We start from the raw sequence: 18,870 nt of genomic DNA on the forward strand, positions 1-18,870 counted from the left end.
GCACTCCCTGCCGCCCCCTGAGGGCAACACGACAGTGCTGGGTTATTCAGGAAATCAGTGGGCTTTGGCGCGCGTCACCAAAAAGTCCACGATGTGGTTGCGCAGCGCGTAGTAGCCGTCCAGGTGGTGCAGGCTGGCGCGCGTGCGTTCGCGTGGCAGCGGGTTGACCACCACCTCGGCGATGCCACCGGGGCGGTAGCCCTCGGGCGTCTCGTTGCCGTTGCTCATGAGCAGGATGCGGTCGGCCAGCAAGATGGCTTCGTCCACATCGTGCGTGATCATGAAGACCGTCTGCTGCGTCTGGCGCACGATGGCCATCAGCTCGTCCTGGATGGTGCCGCGTGTGAGCGCGTCGAGTGCGCCGAAGGGCTCGTCCAGCAGCAGCATCTTGGGCTGGATGGAGAACGCGCGCGCAATGCCCACGCGCTGTTTCATGCCGCCTGAGAGTTGCGAAGGCTTTTTGTCGATGGCAGGGCTCAGGCCCACCAGCGCCACGAACTTCTCCACATGCGTATCCACCTGGCTCTTCTTCCAGTCGGGCCAGCGCGACTTCACGGCGAACGCGATGTTCTGGCGCACCGTGAGCCAGGGCATGAGCGCGTGGCTCTGGAACACCACGCCCCGGTCCAGACTGGGGCCGGCCACTTCGCGCCCGTCCATGATGACGGTGCCCGAGGTGGCGGTGTCCAGCCCCGCCAGCACGTTCAGGATGGTGGTCTTGCCGCAGCCCGAGTGGCCGATGATGCAGACGAATTCGCCCTTGTCGAGCGTGAACGACACATCGGCAAACACGGGCTTGGCGGGCACAAAGGCCTTGCTCAGCCGGTCGATCTGGAGGAAGCCTTGGGTCACGGCAGAGGCCTTTCGTTGCGGTGCGTCAGTGGCATCAGTGGCAAGAGGGGCTGGAACAGCCGGGCGCTGGGCGACATCACTCCACATAGGTCACCACCTTCTGCAGCTGGCCGAAGGCCAGGTCGAGCAACATGCCCACCACGCCAATCACCAGGATGGCAAAGATCACGTTGGTGAGCGACAGGTTGTTCCACTCGTTCCACACGAAGTAGCCAATCCCCGTGCCGCCCACCAGCATCTCGGCCGCCACGATCACCAGCCAGGCGATGCCCATGCTGATGCGCATGCCCGTGAGGATGGTGGGCGCTGCGGCAGGCAGGATCACCAGGAAGGCCTTGCGCAGCGGGTTGACCTGCAGCGTGGCCGACACGTTGAGCCACTCGCGCTTGACCGATGCCACGCCAAACGCCGTGTTCACCAGCATGGGCCACACCGAGCAGATGAAGATCACGAAGATGCCCGAGATCGATGAGTCCTTGATGGTGTAGAGAGCGAGCGGCATCCACGCCAGCGGGCTGATGGGCTTGAGCACCTGAATGAACGGGTCGAACGCACGGCGCAGCAGCGGCGACATGCCGATGACGAAACCGAGCGGTATCGCCACCAGGCAGGCCAGGCCGAACCCTAGCGCGACCCGGCCCAGCGAATGCGCGAGCTGGATGGCGATGCCCTTGTCGTTGGGGCCGTTGTCATAGAACGGGTTGGACACGTGCCCCCACACGGTACGGCCCATCTCTGCCAGTGAGGGGAAGCCGCTGCCCTTGGCGCTGGCGCCTGGGTCCTTGCCCATCATCTTGGCGTACTCGATCTGCTCGGCGGTCATGCCGGCCGTGCTGTTGCCCGCGCCCGAAGAAGCGGTGGCGATGTACCAGATCCCCAGCAGGCCCAGGAAGATGAGCACGGACAACAGGCCCGCGCGCAGGTTGAGGTTCTTGGCGGGAGTCATGTCATGCCGCCTTGCGGATGGGGAAGCTCTTGGCGTACTCGGCCGCCTTCGCCGCATCGAACTCGCGCCCCATGATCTTGAACTTGGGGTACGCGCCGTCGGGCACCTTCTGGTCCAGCGCCTTCATCTGCTTTTTCGCATCGGTAATGAGGAACACCTTTTCGGCGATCTGCTTGTAGTCCACATCGCCCTTGATGTAGCCCCAGCGCTGCATCTGCGTGAGCATCCACACGGCCATGCTCTGCCACGGCATGGGGTCGAAGTCTGCGCGGTCCGGCACGTTCTGGATCTTGCCCAGGCCGTCGGCAAACTTGCCGGTGAGCACCTGGTTGAGCACGGCCTCGGGCTGGTTCAGGTAGGCCTGGGGCGCAATCACCTTGGCGATGAGCTCCCGGTTGGCTGGGTCGCGCGCCATCGCGGCCGAGGTGAGCACCGCGCGGTACAGCGCGGCAAAGGTGTTGGGGTTCTTCTGGATGAACTCGGTGCTGGTGCCGAAGGCGCAGCAGGGGTGGCCGTTCCACAGGTCCTTGGTGAGCAGGTGGATGAAGCCGACTTCCTCGAACACGGCGCGCTGGTTGAAAGGATCGGGGCCGAGGAAGCCGTCGATATTGCCCGCACGCAGATTGGCCACCATCTCGGCGGGTGGCACCACGCGCAGCTGCACGTCGGTGTCGGGGTTCAAGCCCGCCTCGGCCAGGTAGTAGCGCAGCAGGAAGTTGTGCATGCTGTACTCGAAGGGGATGGCGAACTTGAAGCCCTTCCAGTTCTTGGGATCGCGGTTGTCCTTGTGCTTGAGGCTGAGCGTGATGGCCTGGCCGTTCACGTTCTGGATGGTGGCCACGTTCATCGGCGTGGCGTTGGAGCCCAGGCCCATGGAGATCGCCAGCGGCATGGGGCTCAGGAAGTGCGTGGCGTCGTACTCCTTGTTGATCATCTTGTCGCGGATCAGTGCCCAGCCTGCCGTCTTGGTGACTTCGACGCTCAGGCCCTGCTTGCTGTAGAAGCCCAGCGGGTGGGCCATGATCAGCGGGGTGGCGCAGGTGATCGGGATGAAGCCGATCTTGAGGTTGGTCTTCTCCAGTGCGCCCTGTTTCTCTTGCGCCATGGCCTGCATGCTGGCCACGGGCAACACGCTGGCGATGGCCGCCATGGCCGTTCCCTTACCCACCGCCTTGATGAAGCGGCGGCGCACTGCGTCTTGCGGAAACAGCGCCTTGACCAGCGTGGCTTCGATGAACTCGTTGCTGTAGAGCTCGAACTCACGGGTCTCGCTGCGCTGGCGCAGGGTGGCTGCGGCGGCATCGGCCGACACCTCGGTGTGGTGGTCGGCCACCGTGTGGTCGCGGCCACAGCTGCATTTCAGCATCAACGGGCGGTCGGCATCGTAGGGCGAGAAGAATTCGGACATGGCACACCTCGAAGAAGTTGGTGCCAGGCGTTACGCAAAGCGCGGGCCAGTTTTTGCCGGTGTCGGCCCGCTGTCATGAATTCGTGGGTGTGGTGTCTACAGCGTGTAGGGCCAGCACTACAAATCGGTCGTGCAACGCACCGAATTCACTCTGCCGGTGCGCCACGTGCCAGCAGCGCAAGCTCCACATCGTTGCGCGCGCCGGTCTTTTCGAGGATGCGGGCGCGGTAGGTGCTCACCGTGTTGGGCGCGAGCTTAAGCTGCGCACCAATTTCGCTCACGCTCTGCCCGGCAGTGAGCAGGCGGAACACCTGGTGCTCCCGATAGGAGAGCGCGTCCACCCCGGCGGGCGTGCCCTGCTGGGCGGTGCGCACCACCCCGGTGCGTTCTAGTGCACCTGCCAGGGCTTGCGCGGTCGCTTCCGTCAGGTAGCGCCCGCCAGCGGCCACCTTGCGCACGGCGGCCACCATGTCGTCGGGATCGGCGCTTTTGTGTAGGTAGCCCGCCGCGCCCATCTGGATGCAGCGCACCGCGTACTGTCGCTCGGGGTAGGTGCTCAGCATCAGCACCGGCAATGCAGGCCAGGCCTTGCGCAGCGCCTGCAGCACTTCGAGGCCGTCCATGCCCGGCATGGCGATGTCCAGCAGCACCAGGTCCAGCCCCGGTGTTCCCGTGGGCCCTTGCAAGGCGGCGACCAGCTCCAGCACCTCGTTGCCCTGGGTGGCCTCGGCCACCACAGTGATCTCGGGCACGCCATTGGCCGGGTCGCCCAGCACCTGCTTGAGCCCCTCCCGCACGATGCGGTGGTCATCACCGATCAACACGCGAACCACGGAATTCATGACAGCTCCAGAGGAATCAGCAATTGCAGGCACGAGCCCTGCCCCGGCTCGCTGGTGATGCTCAACCGGCCCCCAAGCTGCCGCGCCCGCTCGCGCATGCCCATCACGCCATAGGCGGTGGGCGCCTCCAGGGCCTGGCGGGTGGCGCCCACGCCGTTGTCGCGCACGCGCAGTTGCAGCATCTCGTCCTGCACATCGATGGCGATGTCGATGGCGCTGGCCTGCGCGTGCCGGCCCACATTGCTCAGCATCTCCTGGAAGATGCGGAACACCGCTATGGCGGCAGGCTCGGGCAAATGCAGGGTGGCAGGCACCTCCATCTGCCACGCCAGCTCCAGTTCGGCCGACTGCACGAACTCCTGTGCCTGCCACTCCAGCGCCGCCCACAGGCCCTGGTGGTCCAGGATGCTGGGGCGCAGGTCGGTGATGATGCGGCCCACGTTGTCCACCGCGTTTTCGATCAGGCGGCTCATGTTCTGGCACTTGCAGCGCATCTGGGTGCGCATGTCGCCTGCGGCCTCGGGCGTGCGCTCGCCCTGCTCGCCCAGGCGCTTGTGCAGCCAGTTGACATCCATCTTCAGCGCCACCAGCAGGCTGCCCAGCTCGTCGTGCACTTCGCGGGCGATGCGGGTGCGTTCGTCTTCGCGCACCTGCTCCGAGTAGGCCGACAGCTCGCGCAGCTGCGCCAGCGCCTGCGACAGCTCTTGTGTGCGTGCTGCCACTCGGCGCTCCAGCTCGTCGTTGGCGCGGGCCAGCTCATCGTGCGCGCGCTGCAGCTCATCGGCGGCACGCTTGCGGCTGGTAATGTCCACAAAAGCGATCACGGCACCCTGCACCTGATCGCCTTCCAAAATGGGGTGGCTCGAGTACTCCACGGCAAACGCCGAGCCATCGCGGCGCCAGAACACCTCGGTGTCCACACGACAGGGCAGGCCCTGACGGAACGCATTGAAGATGGGGCAGTCGCCATCCGCATACGGGCTGCCGTCGGGGTGGCTGTGGTGGGTGAGCGCGTGCATGTTGCGCCCCATCACCTCATCGGCCGCAAAGCCCAGCATCTGCGCGCCCGCCCGGTTGATGAACACGCAGTTGCCCGCCAGATCAATGCCAAACACTCCCTCGCCCGTGGACTCCAGCAGCAGCCCCAGGCGGTTCTGCCAGAGGGCGCTGGCACCGGCGGGCAGGTTCAGGACGTTGGTGGACATAAGGGTACCCAAGCAATGGCCGTGCCCAGGTGGCGACGATGAACACATCGGGGACTGTGCGCCCGCCCGCCAACATCGCACAATAAGCGGATGCAAACCGCTCACCCGCCCTCTGTGGCCACTGTGGCCCCGCCCCCGCCGTCGGTATGGCGCCCGCCCAGCCTGTCCGTGCGCTGGTGGCCCGTGTTCATGCGCAACCTGCTGGTCTGGCGCAAGCTGGCCATCCCCAGCCTGGTGGGCAACATTGCCGAGCCGCTGATGTGGCTGGTGGCCTTTGGCTACGGCATGGGGGCTCTGGTGGGGCAGGTGAACGTGGGCGGCGCGGCGGGCGACACCAAGGTGCCCTACATCCTGTTCCTGGCCAGCGGCTCCATCTGCATGAGCGCCATGAACGCGGCCAGCTTCGAGGCGCTGTACTCGGCCTTCTCGCGCATGCATGTGCAAAAGACTTGGGACGGCATCATGAACGCGCCGGTCAGCCTGGACGACGTGGTGCTGGCCGAAATGCTGTGGGCGGCGTTCAAGGCGCTATTCACCGTCACCGCCATCCTGGGCGTCATGCTGGCCCTCTCCATCAGCCACAGCCCCAAGCTGTTGGTGGCCTGGCCGGTGCTGCTGTTCGTGGGGGTGATGTTCTCCAGCATCGCGCTCATCTTCAATGCGCTGGCCAAGGGGTATGACTTTTTTACCTACTACTTCACGCTGGTGCTCACGCCCATGATGTTTCTCTCGGGCGTGTTCTTCCCGCGCGAGCAGCTGCCTCCCATCGTGCGCACCATCTCCGACTGGCTGCCACTGACCAACGCGGTCGAGCTGGTACGCCCGCTGTTCATGGACCAGTGGCCCGCCCACCCCCTGCGCCACGGCCTGGTGCTGGTGGTGACCACCGTGGTGGCCTTCTGGGTGGCTCTGGCCCTGACCCGCAAGCGCTTCAAGGCATGACCGCGCTGCTCGGCCCCAGCCATATCGCCATGGTGGCCAAGGGCGTGTCGGCCATCGTGGCGTCCCGCGATGCAGCCCTGCGCCCGAGCATCATGCGGGCCGTGGGCAGCCACATCAGCGGCGATGGGCGGGAGGTCACGGTGTACCTGCGGCGCAGCCAGTCCGAACAGTTGCTGCAGGACATTGCGCACACCGGAGAGATTGCCGTGGTGTTCAGCGTGCCGTCCACCCACCAGACGCTGCAGCTCAAGGCCCGCCGTGCCACGCAGCGTCCGGCCCATGACGGCGACTTGCCCGTGTTGCAGGCCTACCTGCAGTCCATGGTGCAAGAGGTGGGCCAGGTCGGCTACGGCCCGCAGTATGTGGCGGCCATGCTGGCAGCGCCGCTGCAGGATGTGGTGGCCGTGAGCTTCACGCCCACCAGCGCGTTCGACCAGACACCGGGCCCGCGCGCCGGCGCGGAGCTGTGTTCACCACCCACGTCACCCTCATCACCTACGCCGCAGCCATGAGCCCCGCAGCGCCGTCCCTGCACAGCATCCGCCCCTGCCTGGAGGGTGCGATTCCCGCCATCATGGCCACCTGTGACCCCGACGGCACGCCCAACGTGGCCTACATCTCGCAGGTGGTCTATGTGGATGCGGCGCATGTGGCGCTGTCGTTCCAGTTCTTCAACAAGACCCGCCAGAACATCCTGCGCAACCCGCGCGCGTCGGTGCTGGTGCTGGACCCAGTCACCGCCCATTTCTACCGCCTGCACCTGCTGTACGAACGCACCGAGGACTGCGGGCCGGTGTTCGAGAGCATGCGCGCGCAGCTGGCGGGCATTGCGTCGCATGCGGGCATGGCCGAGGTGTTTGAGCTCAAGGGCGCCGACATCTACGCCGTGGAGCACATCGAATCGGTGGCGGGCGAAGGCCTGCCGGCACCGGCGCCGCGTTCTGGGCTTCTGCACACGCTGCGGCTGTGCAGCGAAGGCATCGCGCGCTGCACGGGGCTGGACGAATTGCTGCAAGGCGCGCTGCAGGGCCTGCAGCACAAGCTGGGCATCGAACACGCCATGGTGCTGATGCTGGACGCCAGCGCCCAGCAGCTCTACACGGTGGCCAGCTGCGGCTACGCCACGTCGGGCGTGGGTTCAGAAATCCGGCTGGGTCAGGGAGTAATCGGCATGGCCGCGCGCGAGCGCACGCCGGTGCGCATCAGCCACATGACGCACGCCGCGCTGTACAGCCACGCCATCCGCGAGAGCATGGACGCGCATGCCGCGCCCGATGCGCCCCCGCTGCGTGGCCTGGACATCCCCTACCCCGGCCTGCCAGAACCGCACAGCCAAGTGGCAGTGCCACTGCTGTCGGCCGGGCGCCTGCTAGGTGTGCTGTTTGCCGAGAGCCCCGAGGACATGCGCTTTGGCTTCGAGGATGAAGACCTGCTGGTGGCCATTGCGGGCCAGCTGGCGGCCGCCATCGACCTGCTGCAGGCCGCGCCCGATGCGCCCGAGCCGCTGCCTACTCCGACAGCGGCACCGCCAGTGAGCGGCAGCGCGCTGCGGGTGCGCCACTTTGCGGCCAACGACAGCGTGTTCATCAACGACGACTATTTGATCAAGGGGGTGGCGGGCGCCATTGTCTGGAAGCTGCTGCGCGACCACCAGCACACCGGGCGCGTGGACTTCACCAACCGCGAACTGCGGCTGGACCCCGCCCTGCGCCTGCCCGATGTGGCCGACAACCTGGAGGCCCGCCTGCTATTGCTGCAACGCCGCCTGCAGGAGAACTGCCCGCACATCCACATCGAAAAAACAGGGCGCGGACGCTTTCGGCTGTGCGTGCTGCGCCCCGTGGTGCTGGAAGACGCTTGACGCCTTCACGCCACTGATTTCTCAAAGTCAGTGCACCAGACCCGGCACCACCGGCAGGCCCAGGCTGCGCATCAGCTTGGTCCACTCAGGCTGCGTGAGGTGCGGCTGCACTTGCGCCAGCACCGCTGCCAGTACAGGGGCAGGCGCATGCTGCTTCATGTCCGACAGCATGGCCGTGCGCTCGGCGGGTGACATGTAGGGCACCATCCAGCGGGCCACCACCATCATTTCCTGCGGCGGGATCGAGGCCACCAGCGCATCGTGCACGCCCGCCAGTTCCGCGTCGGTGTAGCACTGCCACAGCACGCGGTTGTGGGCGGTTTCTTCCTCATGCATGTGCTCGAAGTTGTGCGCCACAAACAGCGCCAGCTGGCGATACAGGGCCAGGGTGGCTGCAGCTCGTGCGGGCTTGGCACAGGCCATCAGGTGGTTTACGCCGTCTGCCAAAGCGACGATGGCCTGTTCGTGCTCCAGATGTTCACCGGCAATGCTCTGGCTGGAGCCGGGCTGGCGCGCCTCCATGGCGGCGTGCACAAACTGGTTCTCGTGGTGCAGGTGCGCGCGGCACAGGTCCAGCAGCTGCATCACGCGGTCGCAGGTCTGGGCAAACTCCAGGTTGTCGTCCACATCCATGCGGCCCAGGCCCAGCAGCGTGTCGGCCATGAAGGCGCGCAGCGCCTTGTGGATGCTGGCGTACATGTCCATGCGGGGCGCAGCGGGTTGGGCTTGGGTCAGTGCGGCAATTTCGCGGGCATCAATCTTCATGTGCTTCTTTCATGGCCTCGTGGGGCCTCTCGACACCCTGCTTTGAGGGGTGCCGGGCCGGGTGCACCATGCACCCGCTTCCATGAAAAGAAGTCTAGGAACGCGCGGCCGTTTTGCCTGTTAAAAACTCCTTAAGCAGACCTTCTGCGAACCTTAAAAATCGCGTTCAGCGCCGCAAACGTGAATTCCTTCACACCCGCGCACGCAGCAGGTCCACCGCCTTCTCCGCAATCATCACCGTGGGCGCGTTGGTGTTGCCGCTCACGATGCGCGGCATGATGGATGCATCCACCACGCGCAGGCCCGCGAGGCCATGCACACGCAGTTCGGCATCCACCACATCCAGCGGCCCGGGCCCCATGCGGCAGGTGCCCACGGGGTGGTAGATGGTGTCGGCGTACTGGCGGATGAACTGCTCGATCTCGGCATCGGAGCGCGCATTGGCCGAGGCCGCCAGCTCCTTGGCGCCGAACTTCGCGAGCGCTGGTTGCGACAGGATGGCGCGGGTCTGCTTGAAGCCGCGCACCATGCGCGCCATGTCGTCAGGGTCGGCCAGGAAGTTCGGGTCCACCAAGGGCAAGGCCATGGGGTCGCGGCTGGCCAGCGTGACCGAGCCCCGGCTCTTGGGCTGCAGCAGGCACACATGGGCCGAGTAGCCGTGGCCGAACACGGTCTTGCGCCCGTGGTCCACCAGCTTGCCGATCACAAAGTGCAGCTGCAGGTCGGGTTCTGACTCGGATGGGTCGCTCTTGATGAAGCCCCCCGCCTCGGCAAAGTTGGTGGTCAACATGCCGGTGCGGTGCTTGCGCCATTCGATGATGCCGCGCAGCGTCTGCACCATGCCCGACAGCGAAAGGCCAAACAGGTCCTTCAGATCGGGAGCGTCCAGCACCTGCACTACGTCGGGATGGTCGTGCAGATGCTGGCCCACGCCGGGCAGGTCGTGCAGCACCGGGATGCCGTGTTGCTGCAAGTGTGCGGCAGGCCCCACGCCCGACAACATCAGCAGCTGCGGCGACAACAGTGCGCCCGCGCTCAGCAGCACTTCGCGCCCCGCACGCACCTGCTTCAAGGCACCGCCCTGGCGGTATTCGACACCCACGGCGCGCGTGCCCTCGAACAGGATGCGCGTGGCGTGGGCACCGGTGATGACCTGCAGGTTGGAGCGCGCAAGGTGCGGCGTGAGGTAGCCCTTGGCCGCGCTGTGGCGCTCGCCGTTCTTGTGCGTGACCTGGTACAGGCCCACGCCTTCCTGCGTGGCACCGTTGAAGTCGGTGTTGTGCGGATACCCCGCCTGCACACCCGCTTCGGTGAAGTGGTGGCTGAAGCGGTTGGGCGAGCGCAGGTCCGCCACGTTGAAGGGGCCGCCCTGGGCGTGCCAGGCATTAGCACCGCGCTCGTTGTTCTCGGCGCGCAGGAAGTAGGGCTTCACATCCTCCCAGCCCCAGCCCGGGTTGCCCTGCGCAGCCCAGTGGTCGTAGTCGGCATGCTGGCCCCGGATGTAGACCATGGCGTTGATGGAGCTGGAGCCCCCCAGCACCTTGCCGCGTGGCTGATAGCCGCGCCGGTTGTTCAGCGCCGCCTGCGGCGTGGTGTTGAAGCCCCAGCCGTTCAGCTCGAACTTGGCCATCACGGCCAGCCCGGCCGGGCAGTGGATGAGCACGCTGTTGTCGGCAGGCCCCGCCTCCAGCAGGCACACGCGCACGGCGGGGTTCTCAGTCAGGCGCCCGGCCAGCACAGAGCCTGCCGAGCCGCCGCCGATCACGATGTAGTCGAACATGTTGTGGTGTCTCCTCCGCCATGCTGCGCAGCGGTTTGTTGGTTCAGGTTTGACGCACGATAACCGAACGGTCGTGCGATTCGCCTTACCATTCCGTCCATCCGTTTCACTTTGAAGAGGGCTCTCTATATGACGATTCAGACCGTAGGCATCATCGGCGCAGGCACCATGGGCAACGGCATTGCACAGGCCTGTGCGGTGTCGGGCATCAACGTGGTGATGGTCGATATCTCGGATGCTGCAGTGCAAAAAGGCCTGGCCACCGTGGCCGGCAGCCTGGACCGCCTGATCAAGAAGGAAAAGATCAGCGAAGCCGACAAGGCGGCGGCCCTGGCGCGCATCCAAACCTCCACCAGCTACGACGACCTCAAGGCCGCGCAATTGGTGATCGAGGCCGCCACCGAAAACTACGAGCTCAAGCTCAAGATCCTCAAGCAGGTGGACGCCATCGTGGCGCCCGAGGTGATCATTGCCTCCAACACCTCGTCGATCTCCATCACCAAGCTGGCCGCAGCCACCAGCCGCGCCGACCGCTTCATCGGCATGCACTTCTTCAACCCCGTGCCCATGATGGCGCTGGTGGAGATCATCCGCGGCCTACAGACCAGCGATGCCACGCACGACGCCGTGAAGGCCTTGGCCGAGGCGCTGGGCAAGAGCCCCATCACCGTGAAGAACGCGCCCGGCTTTGTGGTCAACCGCATCCTGGTGCCCATGATTAACGAGGCTTTCTTTGTGCTGGCCGAAGGTTTGGCCACGCCCGAGGACATCGACGCCGGCATGAAGCTGGGCTGCAACCAGCCCATCGGCCCGCTGGCGTTGGCCGACATGATTGGTCTGGATGTGTGCCTGGCCGTGATGGATGTGTACCTGACCGAGTTCGGTGACAGCAAATACCGCCCCTGCCCGCTGCTCAAGGAAATGGTGGCTGCGGGCCGCCTGGGCCGCAAGACTGGGCAAGGCGTCTACACCTACTGACGGCCTTCAGTGCGCTGTCCCTCGCGGGACGGCGCGCAGTTTCCATTGCGTTTTCAATCATGGGCCAGGAGACCTGCGCCCATGACAAACATCACCACCACCACGCCCCCGCCCGAGGGCAACATCGACACCCAGGTCATCGGCCATGTGCTGCTGATCGGCATTAACCGGCCTGCCAAGCGCAATGGCTGGACGCCCCCCATGTTCCGCCAGCTGGCCGAGGCCTACACCCGCCTCGATGACGACCCCGCCCTGCGCGTCGGTGTGCTGCATGCGTTTGGCGACCACTTCACCGCCGGGCTGGACCTGCCTGCCGTGAGCGCCTACATGCAGCGCGGCGAGAAAGCCATCCCTGAAGGCTTGGTGGAGCCCCACGACTACGGCCTGCCCGGCTACCGGCGCCGCACCAAGCCCATGGTCGTGGCCGTCAAGGGCATCTGCTTCACGGTGGGCATCGAACTGATGCTGGGCGCCGACATCGTGGTGGCCGCCGACGACTGCCGCTTCTCGCAGATGGAAGTGCAGCGCGGCATCATGGCCACGGGCGGCGCCACGCTGCGCATGGCCGAGCGCGCGGGCACGGGCAATGCGCTGCTGCACCTGCTGACGGCCGACGAGTTCGGCAGCGCTGAGGCGTACCGCCTGAACTTTGTGCAGAAAGTGGTGCCGGCTGGCCAGGAACTGGACGAGGCATTGGCGATTGCCCAGCGCATTGCCGCCCAGGCGCCGCGTGCGGTGGTCGCCACGCGCCTGAATGTGCTCAAGGCCATCGAGCAAGGCCAGGCGGCTGCGGTGGCGGACTTCATCCCGGTGCAGAAGGAACTGGCCAACAGCGAGGATGCGGCCGAAGGCGTGCGCGCGTTTGTCGAGCGACGGCCCGCGCAGTTCAGCGGGCGCTGAGCGGATCCGGGGCGGCTGCGGGCCGCACCACCCCGCCCCCACCCTTCCCAGCAGGGTCGGCGGCATTCATGCGTCTGCAACGCGCAAGAATTCAAGCAGAAACAGCCGTTACCGCTCGTCCATCATGCCAAGTAAGCTATCAAAATAGTAGCACTATTTCTCAGAGACACTCGCAGGCGCGCGTCTACCACCGGGCCAGTCTCCGCACTTCCTCATCCAGCCCGCCCTCGCCTGCAACAAGGTTTTACAAAATTCAATTGCACACAATTTAATAACTCGCCACAATTCACCCCATGCCCAGCCCCAGCACCCCCTTCACTCCCAGCCCCGCCATCCTGCGGCTGGACAACCAGGTCTGCTTTGCGCTGTATTCCGCCTCGCTGGCGATGACCAAGCTCTACAAGCCCCTGCTCGACCAGATCGGCCTGACCTACCCCCAGTACCTCGTGATGCTGGTGCTGTGGGAGCAGGACGGCGTGACGGTGTCCGAGCTGGGCGAGCGCCTGTTCCTCGACTCCGGCACGCTCACGCCGCTGCTCAAGCGCCTGGAGGCGCAGGGCCACATTGCCCGGCTGCGCGATGTGCAGGACGAGCGCCGCGTGCGCATCACCCTCACGTCACAAGGCCGTGCGCTGCGCGACCAGGCCGAGGCCATTCCACCGTGCGTGCTGCAGAGCAGCCAGTGCTCGATTGCCGAGCTGACGGCCCTGACCACCGAACTCAAGCAACTGCGGGACCGGCTCAGCGAGCAACGCTGACGGCCTGCAGACAACACAAACACCGATTCCCTCCACGCCCGCCTGTGGGCAACAACCGCAAGGAAGACACCATGACCAAGCTCGAAAAAGTCCTGTACACCGCCAAGTCGCACGTGACCGGTGGCCGCGATGGCGCAGCCAAGACCGATGACGGCCGCCTTCAAGTGCAGCTGTCCTCGCCCGGCACCTCCGGCACCGGCACCAACCCCGAGCAGCTGTTCGCCTCCGGCTACGCCGCCTGCTTCATCGGCGCCATGAAGGCTGTGGGTGGCAAGATCGGCATCCCCGTGCCGCAGGACGTGTCCATCGACGCCGAAGTGGACCTGGGCCCGATCCCGAACGCCTACGGCATCGCCGCCCGCCTGGCCATCAGCCTGCCCGGCCTGGACAAGGAAACCGCCCAGAAGCTGGTGGACGCAGCCCACCAGGTCTGCCCCTACTCCAACGCCACGCGCGGCAACATCGACGTGACCATCACGCTGGTGTAAGCCATGGGCCGCCAGTTGCTTCCCCGCATCGCGGTGGCCCTGGTGGCCATCGAGCATGTGTACATCCTCGTGCTCGAAATGTTCTTCTGGAACAAGCCGCTGGGCATGAAGACCTTCAACCTGACCCAGGAGCTGGCCGACGCCACCACCACGCTGGCGGCCAACCAGGGGCTGTACAACGGTTTTCTGGCGGCGGGCCTGTTCTTTGGGCTGTTCACCGGCAACCGGGTGTTCAAGATCTTCTTCCTGGCCTGCGTGATCGTGGCCGGGGTGTTTGGCGCCGCCACCGCAGCGCCCAAGATCTTCTTCAGCCAGGCGCTGCCCGCGATCATCGCGCTGGGCCTGGTGCTGGCGCTGGACAAAAAGCCCGCCGCACAGCGCAGCCTCTGAGCTATCAAATCAATAGCTGCTACCACCCTATAGACGGGCGGTAGCAGCTAATTTTGCTTTGAATCCAGGCCAGCACTGCGGCCTGCAAGCTGGCATTCAGCGACACGCGCGATGATGGGGTTGGAGACAACAACATGAAAATCGCCCTGCTGTCCGACATCCACGCCAACCGCCAGGCCCTCACCGCCTGCCTGCAACACGCCCGCGCCCAGGGCGCCGAACAATTTGCGCTGCTGGGCGACCTGGTGGGCTACGGTGGCGAGCCCGTGGCCGTGGTGGAGCAAGTGCGTGACCTGGCCCAGCAAGGTGCCCTGTGCGTGCTGGGCAACCACGACGCCATGGCCCTGGCGCCCCCCGCCAACCCCCGCAACCGCAGCGAGCTGGGCGCGCAGTGGACACACGACCAGCTCGGCAACAGCCACATCGCCTTTTTGCAGTCGCTTCCGCTCACGGCACGGCTCTCCAGCAGCGCCTTGCTGGTGCACGCCAGTGCCGACATGCCCGCGCAGTGGCGGTATGTGGAAGACTCCAACGCCGCCGAGCGCAGCATGACCGCAGCGCAAGGCATCGACCCCGCCATCCGCTATGTGTTCTGCGGCCATGTGCACGAGCAGGTGCTGTACTTCCTCACGCCCACCGCCAAGCTGATGCGTTTTGCGCCCGAGCCCGGCGTGCCCGTGCCCGTGCCAACGCACCGCCAGTGGCTGGGCATCGTAGGCTCGGTGGGCCAGCCGCGCGACGGCGATGCGCGCGCCATGTACGCGCTGTTCGACGACACCGCCAAGCAGATCACCTTCTACCGCGTGCCCTACGACCACCTGGCCGCCGCCGCTGCCATTCGCGCGGCAGGCCTCCCTGGCTTCTATGCCGACCGCTTGGAAAAGGGCCAGTGAGATGAAGCTGCTGGAGCCCGGCACCGAGATTGACGGCTTTCGCGTGGTGGACTGCATCCACGCGGGTGGCATGGCCCACATCTACGCGGTGGAATACGCCCAGGCCGACCGCAGCCCCGGCTTTGCCATGGCGATGAAGATCCCGCGCATGACAGCGGGCGACGGGGCCGAGAACATCGTGAGCTTCGAGGTCGAGCTGCAGATCCTGCCCGTGCTCAGCGGCCCGCATGTGCCGCGTTTTGTGGCGGCGGGCGACCTGGTGCGGCTGCCGTACCTGGTCATGGAATACATCCCCGGCCAGACGCTGCAGCACTGGCTGAACGAAGGGCCTGGCCGCGGCGACACGGCAACCATAGCCCGCCTGGGCGCGGCCACGGCCCACGCTGCGCACAGCCTGCACCAGCAGAACGTGTGCCACCTGGACCTCAAACCGGCCAACGTGCTCATCAAGGACGACGGCACGGCCGTGCTGCTGGACTTTGGCCTCTCATGCCACGCGCATTACCCCGACCTGCTGGCCGAGGAAATGCGCCAGGCCGTGGGCTCGCCCGCCTGGATTGCGCCCGAGCAGGTGGTGGGCGTGCGCGGCGACCCGCGCAGCGACATCTTTGCCATCGGCGTGATGCTGTACGAGCTGGCCACGGGCGAGCTGCCCTTTGGCGCACCCACCACCAGCGGCGGCATGCGCCAGCGCCTGTGGATGACGCCCGCGCCACCGCGCAAGCACCGCGCCGACATCCCGCCCTGGCTGCAGGAGGTCATCCTGCGCTGCCTGGAGCCTGAGGCCTCCCAGCGCTACCCCTCGGCCGCCCACCTGGCCTTCGACCTGTCCCACCCCGAGCAGGTGCTGATGACCGAACGCGGCGAGCGCACCGAGCGCACGCCGCTCTCCACCCATTTCAAGCGCTGGCTGCGCGCGGCGGGCATGCACTACACGCCCAGCCCGCTGCCGTCAGCGCAGATCGAAGACACGCCCATCCTCATGGTCGCCGTGCCCCATGCCGATGTGAGCGACGCCACCCTGTACTCGCTGCGCCAGGCGGTGGCGCGGTCACTGGGCATCCGCCCGGGCGCGCGGCTGGCCTGCGTGACGGTGATCTCGCCCGGCGCCAGCAGCACCAGCGACAGCGAGCGCAGCGAAACCACGCTGCACCGCCAGCACATGGCCCGCCTGCGCCAGTGGGCCCAGGGCCTGGACCTGACCGGGCATGCCGTGAGCTACCACGTGCTCGAAGCGGGCGACGTGGCCCAGGCGCTGGTGCGCTACGCGGCCAGCAACCATGTAAGCATGATGATCCTGGGCGCCGCCACGCACGGGCTGCAGATGCAGCGCTTCATCGACACCGTGCCCATCCGCGTGGCGCGCGACGCGCCCTGCACCGTCATCCTGGTCAAACAGGCGCTGCCGTTCGAGCAACTGGGCCAGACGTTCTCAGGCTAAGCGCCCGTTCAAAGGGTGGGCCCCGCTGTCGCCGAGGTGGCGCGGCCCGCTTGAGCCGCGCCGGGCTTTCGTTTAGCGTGGCGGCATGAGCACCACCACCCTCCTCGTGCGCCAGGACAACCTGGCCAGCACCCGCCTGTTGACCGCCGACGACACCCCGCTGGAAGGCGGCCAGGTCCGCGTGCGGGTCGAGTCGTTTGCCCTCACGGCCAACAACATCACCTACGCCGCGCTGGGCGACATGCTGAACTACTGGCAGTTCTTCCCCACGGGCGAGGCAGGCTGGGGCATCGTGCCCGTGTGGGGCTTTGGCACGGTGACCGAGTCCTTGCACCCCGACGTAGCGGCGGGCGAGCGCCTCTATGGCTACTGGCCCATGGCCAGTCAGGCCGTGCTGTCGCCCCAGCGCGTCAACCCCACGGGCTTCAGTGACGGCGCCGCGCACCGCGCGGGCCTGCATGCGGTCTACAACCACTACCTGCGCACCGGCACCGACGGGCTGTACCGCGCCGACAACGAGGACGTGCAGGCACTGCTGCGGCCGCTGTTCATCACCTCGTGGCTCATCGACGATTTTCTGGCCGACCAGCAGTTCTTTGGCGCCCAGCGCATGCTGCTGTCCAGCGCGTCGAGCAAAACGGCCTACGGCACCGCCTTCCAGCTTGCACAGCGGGAGGGCATCGAGGTCATTGGCCTCACCTCGCCGGGCAATGTGGCGTTTTGCGAAAGCCTGGGCTGCTACCACCGCGTGGTTACCTACGACGCACTGGACAGCATCGACGGTGCCACACCCAGCGTGTACATCGACTTTGCGGGCAGCGTGGGCCTGCGCCAGCGCATCCACGCCCACTTCACGGGCCTGGCCTACAGCTGCTCGGTGGGCGCGAGCCACGTGCAGGACCTGGGCGGCGCCGGCCAGCTGCCCGGCCCGCGCCCGGTGATGTTCTTCGCCCCCGCCCAGGTCAAGAAGCGCCACGCCGACTGGGGTGCCCAGGGCCTGAACGACCGCCTGGTAGCGGCCTGGAACCAGTTCAGCACCGCCGTGTCGGCCGGGCCACAGCCCTGGCTGGTGGTGCAGCGCCATGCGGGGCCCCAGGCCACGCAAACCCTGTTTGCCAGCGTGCTGGCGGGCAGCGGCGACCCGCGCGCCGGGCATATCGCGACGATGCTGCCTGCTTAAAGCCCGCAGCCCGGCGGCCAAGGGCATGGCGGCGACAATGGGGCATGACCCCATTGCCCCCCGATACCGCTGCCAACGCCTCGAACGACCAACACCCCTACGCCCGCCTCACCCCCGACCAGGTGCTGGACGCGCTGGCCAGCGTGGGCCTGTATGGCGATGGTCGCCTCATGGCTCTGTCGTCGTACGAAAACCGGGTGTACCAGGCCACGCTGGAAGACGGCGAGCGCGTGGTGGCCAAGTTCTACCGCCCGGGCCGCTGGAGCGAAGCGCAGATCCTCGAAGAACACGCCTTTGCCGCCGAGCTGATGGCGGCCGAAGTGCCCGCCGTGGGCCCGCTGGTGCTCAATGGCGCCACGCTGCACCAGCACGATGGCTTTGCGTTTTCCGTCAGCCCCTGGCGCGGCGGGCGCCAGCCCGAACTGGATGACTTCGAGGTGCTGGAATGGATCGGCCGCTTTCTGGCGCGCATCCACACCGTGGGCGCGGCCCAGCCGTTTGTGCACCGGCCGGTGCTGGACCTGCAGACCTTCGGCCAGGCCTCGCGCGACTGGCTGCTGGGCAACGACGTCATCCCGCTCGACGTTGCCGCCGCGTGGAAAACGCAGTGCGACATCGCTCTTGAATTGATAGCAAAGAAAAGCCACCAAGAGAGCGGAGAAGGCCATTTTTCCTTGAAAGACGCTACCCCTATCCGCCTGCATGGCGACTGCCACCCCGGCAACATCCTCTGGACCCCGCTGGATGAATGGGGCCGGGGCGGCCCGCATTTTGTGGACCTGGACGACGCGCGCATGGGCCCGGCCGTGCAGGACCTGTGGATGCTGCTGTCGGGAGACCGGCGCCAGCGCACGCACCAGCTCGGCGCGCTGATCGACGGCTACGAGCAGTTCCGCAGCTTCGACCGCCGCGAGCTGGCGCTCATCGAGCCACTGCGCACCTTGCGCCTCATCCACTACAGCGCCTGGCTCGCGCGCCGCTGGCAGGACCCGATCTTCCCTGCCAACTTCCCCTGGTTTGGCAGCAGCGACTACTGGCGCGGGCAAGTGGACATGCTGATCGAGCAGATCGAGGCGATGCAGGAAGACCCGCTGGTGGCCTGAGCAGGGGTGAGCGAGGCCGGGACAAGCTCGGCCCATTGCAAACGATTGTCAACCCCTGCGCACAGCAGCCTGATGTGGGGCACCATCAAGGCACTCCCTCCCACGGGGGTGTTTTGTAGTTGTTTTTCACGGCCCCCG

19 protein-coding genes are annotated in these 18,870 nt (G+C 66.4%); 12 read left to right on the top strand and 7 right to left on the bottom strand.

Annotated elements, in window-relative coordinates:
- Positions 1–54 precede the first annotated feature (54 nt).
- From CBY09_RS10160 to CBY09_RS10180, 5 genes are all read right to left on the bottom strand, one after another.
- A complete protein-coding gene (locus tag CBY09_RS10160) occupies positions 55–939 on the bottom strand; it encodes an ABC transporter ATP-binding protein (RefSeq protein WP_094289099.1) in 885 nt (294 codons plus the stop codon).
- Positions 929–1,798, bottom strand: a complete 870-nt coding sequence (ntrB, locus tag CBY09_RS10165; protein WP_094289101.1) for a nitrate ABC transporter permease — start codon at positions 1,796–1,798, stop codon at positions 929–931. The genes CBY09_RS10160 and ntrB overlap by 11 nt, the downstream gene beginning before the upstream one ends.
- Position 1,799: 1 nt before the next feature.
- Positions 1,800–3,206: a CmpA/NrtA family ABC transporter substrate-binding protein gene (locus tag CBY09_RS10170; RefSeq protein ID WP_094289103.1), complete on the bottom strand. Its 1,407-nt coding sequence runs from the start codon at positions 3,204–3,206 to the stop codon at positions 1,800–1,802.
- Between the two features lie 146 nt (positions 3,207–3,352).
- Positions 3,353–4,048, bottom strand: a complete 696-nt coding sequence (locus CBY09_RS10175; protein WP_094289105.1) for a response regulator — start codon at positions 4,046–4,048, stop codon at positions 3,353–3,355.
- Entirely contained in the window at positions 4,045–5,253 is a 1,209-nt protein-coding gene (locus CBY09_RS10180; RefSeq protein ID WP_094289107.1) for a sensor histidine kinase, read from the bottom strand. The genes CBY09_RS10175 and CBY09_RS10180 overlap by 4 nt, the downstream gene beginning before the upstream one ends.
- Before the next feature lie 90 nt (positions 5,254–5,343).
- On the opposite strand from CBY09_RS10180, the gene CBY09_RS10185 reads away from it, so the two are divergent.
- Genes CBY09_RS10185 through CBY09_RS10195 form a run of 3 tightly spaced genes read left to right on the top strand, consistent with a single transcriptional unit; the run spans position 5,344 to position 8,056 of the window.
- Positions 5,344–6,195, top strand: coding sequence for an ABC transporter permease (locus tag CBY09_RS10185; RefSeq protein ID WP_094289109.1), 852 nt, complete (start codon positions 5,344–5,346; stop codon positions 6,193–6,195).
- Positions 6,192–6,707, top strand: a complete 516-nt coding sequence (locus CBY09_RS10190) for a hypothetical protein (protein WP_094289111.1) — start codon at positions 6,192–6,194, stop codon at positions 6,705–6,707. The genes CBY09_RS10185 and CBY09_RS10190 overlap by 4 nt, the downstream gene beginning before the upstream one ends.
- A complete protein-coding gene (locus CBY09_RS10195; RefSeq protein ID WP_094289113.1) occupies positions 6,704–8,056 on the top strand; it encodes a GAF domain-containing protein in 1,353 nt (450 codons plus the stop codon). The genes CBY09_RS10190 and CBY09_RS10195 overlap by 4 nt, the downstream gene beginning before the upstream one ends.
- Positions 8,057–8,083: 27 nt before the next feature.
- On the opposite strand, the gene CBY09_RS10200 is transcribed toward CBY09_RS10195, so the two are convergent.
- Together CBY09_RS10200 and CBY09_RS10205 are read right to left on the bottom strand one after the other, a co-directional pair.
- Entirely contained in the window at positions 8,084–8,821 is a 738-nt protein-coding gene (locus CBY09_RS10200) for a hemerythrin domain-containing protein (protein ID WP_094289115.1), read from the bottom strand.
- Positions 8,822–9,011: 190 nt separating this feature from the next.
- Positions 9,012–10,601, bottom strand: a complete 1,590-nt coding sequence (locus CBY09_RS10205; RefSeq protein ID WP_094289117.1) for a GMC family oxidoreductase — start codon at positions 10,599–10,601, stop codon at positions 9,012–9,014.
- Positions 10,602–10,730: 129 nt separating this feature from the next.
- Here CBY09_RS10205 and CBY09_RS10210 point away from each other — a divergent pair, with 129 nt between their 5' ends.
- From CBY09_RS10210 to CBY09_RS10250, 9 genes are all read left to right on the top strand, one after another.
- Positions 10,731–11,579, top strand: a complete 849-nt coding sequence (locus tag CBY09_RS10210) for a 3-hydroxybutyryl-CoA dehydrogenase (RefSeq protein WP_094289119.1) — start codon at positions 10,731–10,733, stop codon at positions 11,577–11,579.
- 81 nt (positions 11,580–11,660) lie between these two features.
- Positions 11,661–12,479, top strand: coding sequence for a crotonase/enoyl-CoA hydratase family protein (locus CBY09_RS10215; RefSeq protein ID WP_094289121.1), 819 nt, complete (start codon positions 11,661–11,663; stop codon positions 12,477–12,479).
- Between the two features lie 293 nt (positions 12,480–12,772).
- Positions 12,773–13,237, top strand: a complete 465-nt coding sequence (locus CBY09_RS10220; protein WP_094289123.1) for a MarR family winged helix-turn-helix transcriptional regulator — start codon at positions 12,773–12,775, stop codon at positions 13,235–13,237.
- Between the two features lie 71 nt (positions 13,238–13,308).
- On the top strand, positions 13,309–13,725 hold the full coding sequence (locus tag CBY09_RS10225) for an organic hydroperoxide resistance protein (RefSeq protein WP_094289420.1): 417 nt from the start codon (positions 13,309–13,311) through the stop codon (positions 13,723–13,725).
- Between the two features lie 3 nt (positions 13,726–13,728).
- Positions 13,729–14,115: a DUF1304 domain-containing protein gene (locus tag CBY09_RS10230; RefSeq protein ID WP_094289125.1), complete on the top strand. Its 387-nt coding sequence runs from the start codon at positions 13,729–13,731 to the stop codon at positions 14,113–14,115.
- Between the two features lie 134 nt (positions 14,116–14,249).
- Entirely contained in the window at positions 14,250–15,008 is a 759-nt protein-coding gene (locus CBY09_RS10235; RefSeq protein ID WP_094289127.1) for a metallophosphoesterase family protein, read from the top strand.
- Position 15,009: 1 nt separating this feature from the next.
- Complete coding sequence (locus tag CBY09_RS10240; protein ID WP_094289129.1) at positions 15,010–16,449, top strand: bifunctional serine/threonine-protein kinase/universal stress protein; 1,440 nt, start codon at positions 15,010–15,012, stop codon at positions 16,447–16,449.
- Between the two features lie 85 nt (positions 16,450–16,534).
- Positions 16,535–17,629: a DUF2855 family protein gene (locus CBY09_RS10245; protein WP_094289131.1), complete on the top strand. Its 1,095-nt coding sequence runs from the start codon at positions 16,535–16,537 to the stop codon at positions 17,627–17,629.
- Positions 17,630–17,673: 44 nt separating this feature from the next.
- Positions 17,674–18,732, top strand: coding sequence for a serine/threonine protein kinase (locus CBY09_RS10250; protein WP_094289133.1), 1,059 nt, complete (start codon positions 17,674–17,676; stop codon positions 18,730–18,732).
- Positions 18,733–18,870: the final 138 nt, after the last annotated feature.

Source organism: Acidovorax kalamii, assembly GCF_002245625.1.
GTDB classification, from domain to species: Bacteria; Pseudomonadota; Gammaproteobacteria; order Burkholderiales; family Burkholderiaceae_C; genus Acidovorax; species Acidovorax kalamii.